A 14,735-nucleotide genomic window follows, 5' to 3' on the forward strand; every position below is an offset into this window, starting at 1 on the left:
GTGGTTCCGCTCACCACCGGGAATCTCACGTGCACCCCGTTCGTTACCACACCGGAGCCCGCAGACCGGGCTCGCGGACGAGGGAGCAGTACCCGCATCGCGACAAGACTGACTCGGAAGGAGTCGTCATGTCCTGGGTCGTCCTGCTGCTGTCAGGGGTACTGGAGGCCGTCTGGGCCGCCGCACTCTCCGCATCGCACGGTTTCCGCCGCTGGAAGCCCACCGCCCTGTTCGTCGGCGCTCTGGTCCTGAGTATGGCGGGCCTGGCCTGGGCGATGATCGATCTGCCGACAGGTACCGCGTATGCCGTATGGGTCGGCATCGGCGCCACACTGACCGCCGTATGGGCCGTCGTCACCGGCCGGGAGCGCGCGGGTACCGCCCGGATCCTGTTGCTCTCCCTGCTCATCGTCTCGGTCGTGGGACTGAAGGCGGTGAGCTGACCATGGCATGGATCATTCTGCTGGCCAGCGCCGTGTTCGAAGCGGTCTGGGCGACCGCGCTCGGACAATCGGCGGGGTTGACCGAACCGGTGGCGAGCGCCGTCTTCTTCGTGGCCCTGGCGGCGAGCATGCTCGGGCTGGGCCGGGCGGTCCGCGATATCCCGATCGGCAGCGCCTATGCCGTCTGGACCGGTGTCGGTACCGCGCTGACCGTGGCCTATGCCATGGTCACGGGTGGTGAGGCAGTCACCGCCGCGAAGATCATCTGCCTCACCGGGATCGTGGTCGCGGTCATCGGACTCGAACTGGTCCCGCACGGGGACACCGAAGAGTAGCCGGACTCTCCGCGCGGTGGCATTGTCACCGCGCGGACCGTCCGGCCCGTCGATTCTCGATCAGAATTCAACATTGCAAGCGAATTTGTTGCTTTGTATGCTGACCGCCATGGCCAGTCGGAGCACACCGTGACAGCCCCGGATTTCGTCCCGCCCCGGCCGCTGCGGGCCCTCGGTGCGGTCGTCGACGCCTACCGGAGCATCTTCGTCTCCGGACCCGCGGCCCCGCTGCTGTCCCGCCCGAATCCGGTGCGCCGCGACGGTTTCGGGCTGCGACTCGTGGTGGACAGCATCCGGGACGAAGCCGACGAGGTACTCGGATTCGACCTGCGCGCAGCCGGCGGCGGTCCGCTACCGATCTGGCGGCCGGGCGCCCACCTCGACCTCTTCCTGCCCTCCGGGCGGCACCGGCAGTACTCGCTGTGCGGTAACCCGCGGGAACGATTCCGCTATCGGATCGCGGTACGGCGTATCGCCGACGGTGCGGGCGGTTCGCTCGAACTACACCGCGATATCCGTCCCGGCGACGCGTTGCGCGCCCGGGGCCCGCGCAACGCGTTCACCTTCGTGGAGGCGCCGGCGTACCTGTTCGTCGCGGGCGGTATCGGTATCACGCCGATCCTTCCGATGGTCCGAGCCGCGGGCGGGCGCGGGCGGCTGGTCTACACCGGACGCTCCCGCGCGACCATGCCGTTCGTCGCGGACCTGCCCGGAGCCGATATCCGCCCCGACGACGAATACGGCCCACCGGATATTCCGGAACTGATCGCGACCGCCCCACCCGGGGCGGCAGTTTACGTCTGCGGTCCGCCGCCCATGCTCGCCGCGGCCCGGCGCAGCATATTCGAGCACAACCCCACCGGATCACTGCACACCGAGCAGTTCTCCGCACCCGCGGTGCTCGACGGGAAAGAGTTCGACCTGACCCTCGCGCGGACGGGCCGCACGCTCCGAGTAGGTGCGCGGGAGACCGCGCTCGCCGCTATCGGCCGAGCCGTACCCGATGCCGCCTACTCGTGCCGCCAGGGCTTCTGTGGCACCTGCCGGACAGCGGTGCTGGCCGGCGAAGTGGATCACCGGGACCGGGCGCTGGCCGATACCGAACGTGCCACCCATATGCTCCCTTGCGTTTCGCGCGCGGCGGGCGACACACTGGTCCTCGACCTCTGATCCGGAAGGATCCGCCATGTCCGCATCGGCCGAACACCGGCATATCGTCGTCGTGGGCGCGGATTTCGGCGGGATCGGTCGCGCGGTCCGGCTGCGCGAGACCGGTTTCGAGGATCTGGGCCACCGGCGGCCGCTGACTCAGCGATCGCGGCCGAACGGTCGGCTCGAGCAGCGGCCCCGATCGCGATCAGGGGTAGACCAGCTCCCGGTAGTTTTCGAGTATCCCCTGGATGGAGGAGGTCACGTGCAGGTCACCGTTGAGCGGTGCCCATTCGTAGGCGGCGTGCGCGCTGAGCGTGACCGGCCCGGTGGCCGCCACCTCGACGGCGAAGTGCAACCGCCGCACCGGTTTACCGGCCGGAGACAAATAATCGAAATCGCCGATGTGATGGCGGATATCGGTCACCGTCAGTCCGGTCTCCTCACGGACACCGCGGATGAGTGCGCCGGATACCGATTCTCCGGGCTCGACCGTCGCGCCGGGCAGTTTCAGGGTGGGACGAATCGGGCCGCTGCTGGGCAGTTCGAGTAAGAGGACTTCCCCACCCCGGTCGATTATCGCGCCCACTCGCAGTCCGACCCCGTCCCGCTCGCCGCGTGGCAGGGTCTCGTCGAACATGGATACCGTCATGTGCCGGTCTCACCAACCTTCGATCGGGCGGACCCGCCGCGATCACGCCGCAGGCGAGCGAATCGATATTACCGCGCCGTGACCATCCGATGACAGCGGTCGACCGAAGTTACACCCCCGGACGGGGTTATCCGGTAGCGCCACGCAGGGCCTGTGCCACCCCCACCACAAGGGCCATCACCCCATCCGGCCGAGATCGAACAGAGTTCGTCTCCAAAGGATTACAGCGCTTTCCACCACAGTGACCGCTGTGGTGACCGACGGCGCCCGACCGCGAACGCGAGTCCGCGTCGAACCCACCGCCGCGCGATACCCACTGTGACGGATACCTCGTTACGACGGATACCTCCGTGTAACAAACGCGGCGACCGCCGGGTGATCCCAGGAGGGAGTCGGGCATACGCGGTGGGCCCGAACCCGGCCGCCGGAACCCCCGCGACGGCGAACGGACTTCGCAGCGCGCTCGCGGAAGAACAGGCGGCGCGGCATGAGAACGTAATTCTCTAAAATTAGAGGATTCATTCCGAAAAATTGCGCGGCGCTCTACCCTGAGTGGGTGCTCGAACGTGATCGGTATCGGGTCGTCCAGTGGACGACCGGCAATGTCGGGAAGAGTTCGGTACGCGCCATCGTCGCGAACCCCGCTCTCGAACTCGTCGGCTGCTATGCGTGGGCGCCGGGCAAGGTGGGGCGCGATATCGGCGACCTGTGCGGGATCGAACCGCTGGGTATCGCGGCCACCGACGATATCGACGCGCTACTCGCGCTGAAACCGGACTGCGTCGTCTACAACCCCATGTGGATCGATGTGGACGAGCTCGTACGCATCCTGTCGGCCGGTGTCGATGTGGTCGCGTCGGCCTCGTTCATCACCGGCCACCGGCAAGGGCCCGGGCGCGACCGGATCGCCGAGGCCTGCCGCCGTGGCGGTTCGACGATCTTCGGCTCCGGTATCAGCCCCGGATTCATCGATCTGCTGGCCATCGTGTCGGCCGGTATCTGCGACCGCGTCGACAAGGTGACCGTCAGCGAGGCGGCCGACACCACCTTCTACGACTCCCCCGCGACCGAGCGCCCGGTGGGTTTCGGGCGGCCGATCGACGACCCCGCCCTGCCGGAAATGGCGGCCGAGGGCACCGCGGTGTTCGGCGAGGCCGTACGAATGATCGGTGACGCGCTGGGCGTCGAACTCGACGAGGTGCGCTGCGACGCCGAGTTCGCACAGACCACCGCAGATCTCGACCTGGGATCGTGGACCATTCCCGCCGGCTGTGTGGCAGGAGTGTTCGCCGGCTGGAAAGGCCTCGTCGCGGGCCGCACCCTGGTGGAACTGACCGTGCGCTGGCGTAAAGGGCAGACGCTGGAACCGGACTGGAAGATCGACCAGGACGGCTGGGTCCTACAGGTGGACGGGCGGCCCACCGTGAAGAACGTGGTGAGCTTTCTGCCGCCGCCGGACTTCCAGGCCGAGACCATCGCCGATTTCATGACCCTCGGGCACATCATGACCGCCATGCCGGTCATCAACGCGATTCCCGCCGTGGTCGCCGCGGCGCCCGGCATCGTCACCTACAACGATCTCCCGCTCATCCGGCCGCACGGGGTCGCCCTCGGCCCCGGCTAGCCGACCACACGGTGTGAATGGTCTCCCGAGCGCCGAACGATTTCGCGGTCGGGGACAGCGGGCGAGATCTGATTCTTCTGTGTAACAGCTCCTTTCAGCAGATCTCCACTGAGCGCCCGCCTCGCCGAACATTCGCGCCGGACCGCTTCCGCTGCGGGGCGATGGTCGATCATCCGCGCCGGACCGAGCCCGACCACACCGCGCTACGCGACCGCGCGATCCGGGCTGCCGCCGAGTTCGCCACGGGTGACACCGCCGCCCTGCGCCCGGTCGCACCCCCGAGGACCGCACGCACTCCGGCTTGACATTTTTATGATGACCGGTCTACTTTCTACCCATGGGCGCCAAGGGAGCCGAAACCAGGCAGCGGATGATCGAGGCGACACGATCGTCGATCGAACGTCGCGGCTACTTCGGTACCGGACTCAACCAGATCCTCACCGACAGCGAGACCCCGCGCGGTTCGCTCTATTTCCATTTCCCCGGCGGCAAGGACGAACTCGTCGCCGCGGCCGTCACCCAGTCCAGCGGACTGATCGACGCGGCGCTCGACGCGGCCGATTTCACCGATCCGGCCGGCGCCGCCGCCGGGCTGATCACCCTGCTCGCCGATCGGCTCGAGGCCTCCGGCTGGGAAAACGGTTGCCCCGTCGCCACCGTGGCACTCGAGGTCTCGGGTACCAACGATACGGTCCAGCGGGCCTGCGCACAGGTGTACACCCGATGGACCGAGGCACTGCGCATCATGCTGCGCGCCGCCGGGCATCACGACGCCGAAGATCTCGCGGTCGCACTGCTCGCCCTGGTCGAGGGCGCGCTCCTGCTCGCCCGTACCCACCGCAGCCGCGACCCACTCGATCGCGCGGCGCGCGTCGCTCGCACCCTGCTCTGACCCCGCACGCACCGCGCGGGGGTTTTCGCTCGCCCGAGAATATGTAGACCAGTCAAGTTAGGAAGCGGATATGAACACTCCCGACACCGTCGTCTTCGGCGCGGCCGGTTTCATCGGACGCGCACTCGTCGCCCGGCTGCTGGAGCAGGGCCACGCCGTCGCCGCCGCGGTCCGCCCCGGCTCCGCCGGCCGGCTCCTCTCCTGGCTGGACGACCGCGATCTCGACCGGAGCCGGCTGACCGTACTCGATTGCGATATCACCGATCCCGGCCTCGGCGCCCTGGGCGAAGCACAGCTGGACGAAGTGCGCGATATCTACAACTGCGCCGCGCGGTTCTCCTTCGGTCTCGACCTCGCGACCGCCCGGGCGGTGAACATCGACGGCGCTGTCCGGGTCCTGCGCTGGTCCGCGGACCGCCCCCGCCTGCGCAGGCTGGTCCACATCACCGGATACCGGGTCACCGTCCCCGAATCCGCCGAACACGATTACGCGGTCGGCGCCTACGGTGCCTCGAAATTCGAAGCGGACGCCGTCCTGCGGGAACAGGCGGCCGCCACCGCCGTCCCGCTGACCATCGCCAACCCGAGCAGCGTTCTCGGACCGGGTCAGTACATCGGCCTGGCCGAACTGGTCCGGGATCTCTGGAACGGCGCGCTGCCCGCCCTGCCCGGCGACGCCGAAACCCTGCTCCCGATCCTGGATCTCGACTACTTCATCGACTTCCTCACGCTGCTGCCGGAGCACCCGGATACCGCCGGGGAGTCCTACACCGTGCTCGACCCGGCGAGCCCGCCGCTGCCGGAAATGATCCGGCTACTGGCCGACCATATGCACGTCCGCGCCCCGCGTTTCACGATCCCGATATCCCTGGTGGCACGGCTGCCCCGCGCACTGACCGGGGTGGACCGGGAGCGGCTGGCCTTCATCGCCGGAGATCGCTACGACACCTCCGCCGCCGACGCGCTGGCCGAACGCGCGAAGCTCACCGCACCCCCGGCCGGGACCGTGCTGCGTGCCTGGGCGGATCACCTGGTGAGCAGTCGATTCGGTGCGGTGCAGGCCGATGAGACCGCGGGCTTCGATCGCGGCCTCTGGGTCTCCGGCGAACGGCAGACCCCCGAATTCGTGCTGCTGCACGGTCTTCCCACCGACAGCGAGGCCTGGCGGGAGGTCCGTGATCTCCTCGGCGCGCCGACCCTCGCCGCCGACCTGCCTGGCCTGGGCCGCTCCGCACCCGATTCCGGCGACCCGGACCGGTGGCTCGACGCCCTCATGGCTCCCGTCACCGACCGCCCGGTCCTGGTCGGCCATTCCCTCGGCTGTGTACCGGTTCTCCGCTACGCGACGGCCCATCCCGATCGGGTCGCGGGCGTCGTCCTGGTGGCGCCGGCCTTCCTGCAACCCGGCGGGTCCCGGCTCCTGCGCACGCCGGTCGCCGCCGCGCTCCTGCGCCGGTTGACCGCCGCACGGCTGGCCGCCGCGCTACGGATCCCGACCGGTCCCGCGATCGAGAGCGCGAGCGCGAACCTGCGCCGCCCGGGAGTGGCGCGGCGTACGGTAGCGGCCCTGCGCGCCGCGAGCGGGCCGCGCGCCCACGCGGCGGCGCGCCGCCTCCTCGCCGAACTCACCGTGCCGGTCCATATCATCGCCGGGTCCGGAGATCCGCTCACCACTGCGGTCGCCGCACCGGTCACCGAGATCGAGGACGCCGGTCACTACCCGCATCTCACCCATCCCGGTCAGGTCGCCCGGATACTCGACTCGGTCCGGAAAGACCTCGCGGACAGCACCTCCGGAGCGCGGGCCGCCGTTCCCGGCCGGTGATCCCGCCCGTCCGGCCGGGCTGCGCCTCCAGAGCCCGGACGGGTGCCACGCCCGCACGACGGGACCGCCGTCCACAGCTGCCGGGCCCGCGTCCGCCGAGAGGATCACGGTCCGCACGGCCCTTCGGCCCGGTGCGGGCCGCCGCTCACGGCCGGACCGGCGGCAAGGCGGGCGCCACCGTCCGGGGGTCGACACCGGCGAACGCCAGCGCGATGAACAGACCGGCAGCCTCCTCCAATTGCCGCGCCCGCGCCAGTGTCCCCACGACCACCGGTACCGCACCGGCGTCACGTACCAGCGTTTCGGCCACCTGCAACGCGGCCGGTTCGTCACCGCACAGCAGGACGGTCGTCGCCGCATCGGCACTGCCCCACTGTGTGGAAGGCACGAGATGAAATCCCTTCACCACCCGGCCGCCCGGCGCGGCTCCGGCGATCCGGTCGGCGTTGGAGAGCCCCGGCGGGTTCAGCACCACGCCCACCCCGTGTCCGACCGGGTTGGTCGGGTCGATGATCGGTATGCCGGCCAGACTCCCGCCCGCACCACCGGCCGCCTCGACGACCGCACCGACCGCGTCCCAGGGCACCGCGAGCAGGACCGCGTTTGCGTCGCGGACCGCTTCGCGCGCGGTTTCCGAGCGCGTCGGCCCGCCGAGCCGGCGCGCCAGAGCCGCTGCCTTTTCCGGCGTCCGTCCGGCGAGGGTGACCTGATGCCCCGCCCGCACCCAGCAGGCGCCGAGCGCTTCGGCCAGATGGCCCGTTCCCAGAATTGCGATCCGCATCGCCGGCCCCTCCACATTCGCGCTGTCCGTGCGAGGGCTACCGTAGGAAGCGCGATACGCACCGATCGGTGCGTATCGGCCGAAGACGCTGGTGGACGATGACCGTAGACGACTACCGCAGCAGCGAATCGATCGCCGATTGCCGGCTGCGCGGGGCACTGGACCTGTTCGCTCACACCTGGGACCCGGTGATCCTCGCCGCGCTGGCCGAGGGTCCCCGGCGACGTGTGGCACTTCGTACCGAGATCGGCGGGATCCGCGACAAAACACTCACCGAGGCACTGCGGCGGCTCCTCGGCCGCGGCCTGGTGGCCCGGCGTCCGGACCCGGCCGCACCACCCGGGGTGGAGTATCGCCTGACCGAGCTCGGGCTCGGCCTGGTGGATGGGCCGCTGCGCGCACTGGCCGCCTGGGTGCGCGAGCACGGTGACGAAATACACATACCCGAGGGCGCTGATCCGCCACTGCGCCCCCGGGGGCGCTGATCCACTGTCGCGCCGTTCCGGCCGGACCGGACGGGGCCGGAACAGATACCGTCGGCGGGTGCGCGATCCGGTCAGTTGTGGCCGGTTCCGTAGGCGGCGAGAAACGTCCGCACGGCGGCGGTGGCGATGGCGCGGAGTTCGGCGGGCGGAACCTTCCGGGTGCCGTGCCCGGATCGGTTCTCCAGCGGGCCGGTGAGCAGCGCGAGGAACTGTTCGGCCGCCGTCGCCGGATCGGTCGTGTGCAACTGCCCGGACAGTGCGAGCATCCCCAGTCGATCGGTGAGCGCGTCCAGGGTGCCGGAAGCCGTACGCTCCCGGACCTGGGTGACGAGCTCGGGCAGCCGGTTGGCCTGCGCGGCGGCGAGCCGGCGCAGCGCGTGCGAGGTGTCGCCGGCGCAGATACGCAGTAGTCGCCGGGCCGTATCCTCCAGCGCCGCCGCCAGATCGGGACCGGGATTGCGCAGGCGTTCCACCGCGGCGAGACATTCGGCGCCGACGCGGTCGGCCGCGAGCAGCAACGCTTCCCGCAGCAGACTCTCTTTATCGGTCATATGGTTGTACACGGTGGGTTTGGCGACCCCGGCCTCGGCGGCTATCTCCCGGACGCAGGCCTGTTCGTAGCCGAGCCGGGCGAATACCGTGAACGCCGCGTCCAGGATCGCCCGCCGCTTATCGATCCGACCGGTGACCGGACCGTCCTCCACTCGCGCACGCATCGTTCCATGCTAACTCCGGCCTTCCGAAATTGAACCTGGTGGTTCAAAAATTCTTACCATTGACAATACCCATCGGACCGATAATCTGAACCCACTGGTTCAATACTGGAGGTCTCCGAATGATAGTCAACATCTTGCGGTTCAGCTTCAAAGACGGTGTCACACAAGAGGTACAGGCCGATGTCCTGGAGCGCATGCGCCGGACCGCGAGCGTGGATTCGGTCGAGTTCGGCGTCGTCGGGCGCGATATCGGTGATCCGCGCGACGGGTTCACCCACGCCTTCACCGCCGCCGTCGCCGACCTGGCCGCGCTCGAACGCTATCTGCACGACCCGGTGCACCTGGCCGGGGATCCGCATATCCTGCCGTACTTCGCGCGACTGTCCGCGGTCCGCCTCTCCGACGATCCCGACCCCGAACTGACCGCGAAGATCGAAGATCTGCACCTCCAGAAGGTGCGCACCTACCCGGATTGGGGCCGGATGCTCGCCGAGGTCGTCGACGGGACCATCGCCACCGAGCTCCCCGCGTAACCGATGATCTGATCGATCGCGGTTCTACCGACAGAAGCCGGGATTCGCGCAGTCCGGCCCGGCCGCACCGGCCCGAGCCGGTCAGCGCACCGTCGCGGAATCCTCCTCGCTCTGCCCCACATAGGCCGCCCACAGCGCCCGGTAGGCCCCGTCGTCGCGCGTGAGCAGTTCCGTGTGCGTACCGGCCTCCAGCAGGCGTCCGTCACCCAGCACCACGATCAGATCGGAGTCCGCGGCGGTGGCCAGCCGATGCGCCACCACGATGGTCGTCCGGCCCGCGGTCAGCACGTCGATGGCGGCCTTGACCTTCGCCTCGGTACCCAGATCCAGCGAGGCCGTGGCCTCGTCCAGGATCAGGATGTCCGGTTCCACGAGCTGAGCCCGGGCCAGGGCCAGCAGCTGGCGCTGCCCCGCCGACAGTCCGCGCCCGTGCTCCCCGATGGGTTGCAGATACCCGTGATCCAGTGCGGCGATCATCTCGTGCGCACCGACTGCCCGGGCCGCCCATTCGACCTCCGCCGGGGTCGCGTCGGGCCGGCCGTAAGCGATGGCGTCGCGCACCGTATCGCCGAAAAGGAACGGTTCCTGCGGTACCACACCGAGGCGTTTGCGGTAGTCGCGCAACGCGTACCGGCGGATATCGACACCGTCGACCAGTACCTGGCCGGCCGTCGGATCGTAGAACCGGGCCAGCAACTTCACCAGCGTCGATTTACCGGCGCCCGTTTCCCCGACCAGAGCCACCCGCTGCCCCGGCGCGATACGCAACCGCACCTCCCGCAACGCCGGTACGGCCCCGGCGGATCGCGCGCCGGGGGTGCGCGGGGCGTAGGCGAAATCCACCGCGTTCATCTCGATCTCACCGCGCAACGACCGCACCGGCCGCGCGTCCGGATCCTCCGGAGTGTCGACCGGGGTACGCAGGAGTTCGCTCAACCGGTCCACACCGACCACAGCCTGCTGGTAACCGTCGAACACCTGCGACAACTGCTGGATGGGGGAGAACAGCAGATCGATGTAGAGCAGGAAGGCGATCAGCGTGCCCGCGGTCACCGCCTCCTCCCGCACCTGGTGCACACCGACCGCCAGTACCGCCGCCGTCGCGACTACCGACATGAGCTCGATGAACGGGAAGAAGACCGCCATCAGCGTCTGGCTGCGCAACCGCGCGTCGCGGTAGCTCCAGGACCGGCGCTCGAATTCGGCCTGGTTCACCGCTTCCCGCCGATAGCTCTGGGTGACCTTGATGTTGTCGACGTTCTCCTGCAGATAGGCGTTCACCACACTGACCCGGTCGCGAGCCAGGTTGTAGGCGGGTACCGACGCGCGCCGGAACAGCACGGTCGTCACCCCCAGCACCGGCAGCGTCGCCAGCACCACCACCGCCAGTCCCGCGTCCACCACCAGCAGCGCGACGACCACACCCACGATGGTGATCGTGCTGGTCAGGGCGGTGGCCAGCCCGGTCTGCAGAAAACTGGACAACCCGTCGACATCGCTGGTCATCCTGGTCATGATGCGACCGCCGAGTTCGCGTTCGTAGTACTGCAATCCGAGCCGCTGCAACTGGGCGAAGGTTTTGACCCGCAGGCCGAACAGCAAGCGTTCCCCGGCACGTCCGGTGACCCGCACCTGGGCCACCGCGATCACCCAGTCGACCGCGACCACCAGCAGGGTCAGTCCGGCGGCGACGAGCAGCACATCACGCGCACCCACGAGCACCCCGTGGTCGATACCGTGCCGCACCAGAAACGGGATCAGGACCTGCGCGAGCGCGTCGACCCCCACCAGCGCCAGCCCGGCCAGCAGCGGCCAGGCGAAGGGCCGCAGCAGTCGCGGCAGGGTGAAATGCGGATCGGCGGAGTGCGAGAAGGATTCGGGGACATCCGGTTCGTCGGTCACCACCGGCAGCCGGTCGATGAGTTTCGCGACATCCCCGCTGGGCGGTGCGGCGGCCATCATTCCGCCCATGGCCGCGCCCCGGCCGACCCCGGTCGGGGCCCCGGCCGCCCGCTGGGCGAATGCCTTCGCGACCTGTTCGAGCGTGCGCGCGTCGTCGGTATCGATATCGGGTTCCACCCACAGCACCGGGGTCGGCACCGGCGGCGCGTCCTGTTTCCCGGTGGTATCGATCTCACCCGGATCGGGCGGCGTGAACAGCGCCCGGAACAACTGCCCACGATCCCGCAGTTCGGCCAGCGCGCCCGATTCGGCGACCCGACCCCCGTCGAGCACCGCGACCCGGTCGGCCAATGCCAGCGTGGACAACCGATGCGCCACAACGAGGGTGGTGCGCCGGCGCACCTCGGCCGCGATCCGGGTGAAGATCAATTCCTCGACCCGGGCATCGATCGCGGAGGTGGCGTCGTCGAGCACCAGAATCGGTGCCTCGGTGAGCAGCGCACGGGCCAGCGCGATACGTTGCCGCTGGCCACCGGACAGACGTTGACCGCGTTCACCGATCCGGGTGTCCAGCCCGTCGGGGGTCGCGGCGACGAATTCATCGGCGGCAGCGAGGTGCAGGGCGTACCAGATCTGCTCGTCCTCGGCATCGGGCCGGCCGTAGGCGACATTCGCGCGGATGGTGTCGGCCATGAGGTGGGTGTCCTCGAACACCATCGCCACCCGCGCCCGCGCGTCGGGCAGTTCACGGATATCGACGCCGTCGAACCGCACACTCCCGGCGTCCGGATCGAAGAGATGCGGCACCAGTTGCGCGAGCACGGATTTACCACTGCCCGCACCGCCGGCCACAGCGACCGTCTCCCCTGGTTCGACCATCAGATCGAGCCCGGCGAGAACCTGGTTGGCGCCGAAGGAGAAACGCACCCCCCTGAACTCGATCCGCGGCGGCGCGGCGGACGCGCCCACGGCGGGAACCGCGGCGGCGGGCTCGGCCGGTGCCGGCGTATCGATCACTTCGCGGACCCGGTCCAGCGAGGCCCGGCCCTGCTGGCTGACGGTGAGCAGCATGGAGAACTGCCGGATGGGGCTCACGAACGAACCGAGATAGGTCATGAACGCCAAGAAGGTACCGAGCGTGATCGAATGCCGCAGCGCCAGCAGACCGCCGACGATCAGCACTGCCGCCTGCCCCACCGCCGGCACCGCCTGCATGGCCGGGGTGAACCGGCTGGTGATCCGCGCGACCCGCAACCGGGAGCGGTAGAGCGCGGTGGCCCGATCACGCAGCCCGTCGAGTTCGTGCCGTTCCTGCCCGAACCCCTTCACCACCCGCACACCCGCGACGGCGGCCTCCACCTGCATGGCCACTTCCGCGGCCCGGGCCTGCGCATCCCAATTGGCCGGGAACAGTTCCCGCTGACTACGCCGCGCGATCAGCCACAGTGCGGGCAGTACCAGCAGCGCGATCACCGTCAGCGGGGGCGACATCACCGCCATCAGCAGCAGTGCGCCCACCAGCAGCACCAGATTGCCCGACACCATCGGGATCAGCTGCAGGAACATCTGGATGAGCGTGACATCGGTGATCGCGCGGCTCACGACCTGACCGGTCTGCAGACCCTCCCGGTCCCGCCCGTCCAGCCGCAACAGCGAGCCGAACAGATCACGCCGCAGATCGTGCTGCACACCCAGCGATAATTTCGACGAACTCACCCGGCGGGTGAACGACGCGCCGAACCGCACCACGCCCAGCACCAGCAGCAACAACGCCCACGGTGCGACCGAATCGGCGGTCACGGTGAGCGTATCCACGACATGGCGCACCACCAGCGGCAGTACCGCGGTGAGCGCGGCCGCGGCCGCCGCCCCGGCGTAGGCACCGATCACCAGGCGACGGTGCACCAGACATCGGCGTGCCAGATACCGCAGCCAGCCGATACCGTCCGCATCACCGCCCCCGGCCGCGGGGGTGGGATCCCCCGCGGCCGGACCGATGCTCTCCCGTCGGGTATCGGTGCCGCTCACTGAGCCACCGCGAGCGGGGTTTCGGCGGCGAACCGGTTCTCCGGTCGCGCCAGACCGTAGTGGCCGCGCAGCGTGGTCTCGGTGTACTCGGTGCGGAACAGTCCGCGCTCCTGCAGGATCGGCACCACGCGGTCCACGAACCGGTCCAGTCCCGAAGGCAGTACCGCGGGCATCACATTGAACCCGTCGGCCGCCCCGGCCCGGAACCATTCCTCGATGGTGTCGGCCACCTGTTCTGCGGTCCCGGCGAAAGTGCGGTGACCGCGACCGCCGCCGAGCCGCGCGATCAGCTGCCGCACGGTGAGCCGTTCGGTACGGGCCAGGTTCACGATGAGCGTGTAGCGGCTCTTCGCACCCTGGATATCGTCCTCGCTCGGCAGTTCCTCGGGGAGTTCGCGATCCAGTTCCAGCGCCTCGACCGGCAGGCCGAACCGGTCCGCCAGCTGCTTGCGCGCGTACTCCGGGGAGATCAACCGTTCCAGCTCGGCGTCCAGTTCCCGGGCCTCGACCTCGGTATCACCGATCACGGGCACGATCCCGGGCAGGATCTTGAGAGTATCCGGGTCGCGGCCGAGCAGCCGGGCGCGTTCCTTCAGATCCCGGTAGAAACTCGTTCCATCGGCGAGCGTCTGCTGTGCCGTGAACACCGCTTCGGCGTAGCGGGCGGCGAAATTCTTCCCGTTCTCCGAGGATCCCGCCTGCACCAGAACAGGATACGCCTGCGGCGATCTGGGCAGATTCAACGGACCGTCCACCGAGAAGAACTCGCCGCGATGGCCGATCTTGCGGACCTTGTTCGCGTCCGCGTGCACACCGAGCGCCTTGTCGGCGACGATCGCGTCGTCCTCCCAGCTGTCCCACAGTTTGGTGGCCACCTCGACGAACTCGGCAGCCTTCTCGTACCGGAGCCGGTGATCCGGGGTGTCGTCGAGGCCGAAGTTCCGGGCCGCGTCGGCACCGGCGGTCGTCACGATGTTCCAGCCCACGCGCCCCTTGCTCACGAAATCCACCGAGGCGAACCGCCGCGCCAGGTTGTACGGGTCGTTGTAGCTGGTCGACGCGGTCGCGATGAGCCCGATCCGGTCGGTCTGCACGGCCACCGCCGTCAGGATCACCGTAGGTTCGAGCTTTCCGCCCGGCCGGCGTCCCGGATCCCCCATCAGAACCGGGCTGTCGGCGAAGAAGATCGAATCGAATTTCCCGCGTTCGGCGGTCTGCGCCAGCCGGACGTAGTGGTCGATATCGATATGCGCGTGCGGATCGCTCTCGGGCAGCCGCCAGGCGGCTTCGTGATGGCCCACCGACATGAGGAAGGCGTTGAGGTGCAGTGTCTTCCCGTCTCCGGGGCGCGGAGTCTGGGCTGAGGTCAT

Annotated in this window: 13 protein-coding genes and 1 riboswitch; of the genes, 8 read left to right on the forward strand and 5 right to left on the reverse strand. The window is 69.1% G+C overall.

Annotated features, from left to right (window positions below; genetic code table 11):
• Positions 1-51 precede the first annotated feature (51 nt).
• Positions 52-118: riboswitch (guanidine-III (ykkC-III) riboswitch) on the forward strand.
• 10 nt (positions 119-128) lie between these two features.
• The 3 genes from IEY68_RS28405 (at position 129) to IEY68_RS28415 (ending at position 1,948) form a co-directional block, all read left to right on the forward strand.
• Positions 129-443: a DMT family transporter gene (locus IEY68_RS28405; RefSeq protein ID WP_058856856.1), complete on the forward strand. Its 315-nt coding sequence runs from the start codon at positions 129-131 to the stop codon at positions 441-443.
• A 2-nt stretch (positions 444-445) separates the two neighbouring features.
• Positions 446-778 carry a DMT family transporter gene (locus tag IEY68_RS28410; protein ID WP_058856857.1) on the forward strand — a complete coding sequence of 111 codons (333 nt, stop codon included), beginning with the start codon at positions 446-448 and terminating at the stop codon, positions 776-778.
• Positions 779-907: 129 nt separating this feature from the next.
• Entirely contained in the window at positions 908-1,948 is a 1,041-nt protein-coding gene (locus IEY68_RS28415) for a PDR/VanB family oxidoreductase (protein ID WP_082681647.1), read from the forward strand.
• A gap of 187 nt (positions 1,949-2,135) precedes the next feature.
• Here the strand turns inward: IEY68_RS28415 and IEY68_RS28420 are convergent, their stop codons facing one another.
• The gene (locus tag IEY68_RS28420; RefSeq protein ID WP_058856859.1) at positions 2,136-2,579 is read right to left on the reverse strand and encodes an NUDIX domain-containing protein; all 444 of its coding nucleotides are present in this window, start codon (positions 2,577-2,579) and stop codon (positions 2,136-2,138) included.
• Positions 2,580-3,135: 556 nt separating this feature from the next.
• Between IEY68_RS28420 and IEY68_RS28425 the strand changes: the two genes are divergently transcribed.
• The 3 genes from IEY68_RS28425 (at position 3,136) to IEY68_RS28440 (ending at position 6,920) form a co-directional block, all read left to right on the forward strand.
• Positions 3,136-4,203, forward strand: a complete 1,068-nt coding sequence (locus IEY68_RS28425) for an NAD(P)H-dependent amine dehydrogenase family protein (RefSeq protein ID WP_058856860.1) — start codon at positions 3,136-3,138, stop codon at positions 4,201-4,203.
• 337 nt (positions 4,204-4,540) lie between these two features.
• Positions 4,541-5,095, forward strand: coding sequence for a TetR/AcrR family transcriptional regulator (locus tag IEY68_RS28435; RefSeq protein WP_058856861.1), 555 nt, complete (start codon positions 4,541-4,543; stop codon positions 5,093-5,095).
• 70 nt (positions 5,096-5,165) lie between these two features.
• The gene (locus tag IEY68_RS28440) at positions 5,166-6,920 is read left to right on the forward strand and encodes an alpha/beta fold hydrolase (RefSeq protein WP_063916415.1); all 1,755 of its coding nucleotides are present in this window, start codon (positions 5,166-5,168) and stop codon (positions 6,918-6,920) included.
• A 145-nt stretch (positions 6,921-7,065) separates the two neighbouring features.
• On the opposite strand, the gene IEY68_RS28445 is transcribed toward IEY68_RS28440, so the two are convergent.
• A complete protein-coding gene (locus IEY68_RS28445) occupies positions 7,066-7,701 on the reverse strand; it encodes an NADPH-dependent F420 reductase (RefSeq protein ID WP_063000191.1) in 636 nt (211 codons plus the stop codon).
• A 98-nt stretch (positions 7,702-7,799) separates the two neighbouring features.
• Between IEY68_RS28445 and IEY68_RS28450 the strand changes: the two genes are divergently transcribed.
• Entirely contained in the window at positions 7,800-8,186 is a 387-nt protein-coding gene (locus IEY68_RS28450) for a winged helix-turn-helix transcriptional regulator (protein ID WP_063000171.1), read from the forward strand.
• Positions 8,187-8,257: 71 nt separating this feature from the next.
• Here IEY68_RS28450 and IEY68_RS28455 read toward each other — a convergent pair whose 3' ends face one another.
• A complete protein-coding gene (locus IEY68_RS28455) occupies positions 8,258-8,902 on the reverse strand; it encodes a TetR/AcrR family transcriptional regulator (RefSeq protein WP_063000169.1) in 645 nt (214 codons plus the stop codon).
• Between the two features lie 119 nt (positions 8,903-9,021).
• Between IEY68_RS28455 and IEY68_RS28460 the strand changes: the two genes are divergently transcribed.
• Entirely contained in the window at positions 9,022-9,435 is a 414-nt protein-coding gene (locus tag IEY68_RS28460; protein WP_063000167.1) for a Dabb family protein, read from the forward strand.
• An 81-nt stretch (positions 9,436-9,516) separates the two neighbouring features.
• Here the strand turns inward: IEY68_RS28460 and IEY68_RS28465 are convergent, their stop codons facing one another.
• Together IEY68_RS28465 and IEY68_RS28470 are read right to left on the reverse strand one after the other, a co-directional pair.
• Complete coding sequence (locus IEY68_RS28465) at positions 9,517-13,365, reverse strand: ABC transporter ATP-binding protein (RefSeq protein WP_189094530.1); 3,849 nt, start codon at positions 13,363-13,365, stop codon at positions 9,517-9,519.
• On the reverse strand, positions 13,362-14,735 hold the full coding sequence (locus IEY68_RS28470) for an LLM class flavin-dependent oxidoreductase (RefSeq protein ID WP_063000165.1): 1,374 nt from the start codon (positions 14,733-14,735) through the stop codon (positions 13,362-13,364). Before IEY68_RS28470 ends, IEY68_RS28465 begins: the two co-directional genes overlap by 4 nt.

The organism is Nocardia jinanensis (genome assembly GCF_014645735.1).
In the GTDB taxonomy this organism is placed as follows: Bacteria; Actinomycetota; Actinomycetes; order Mycobacteriales; family Mycobacteriaceae; genus Nocardia; species Nocardia jinanensis.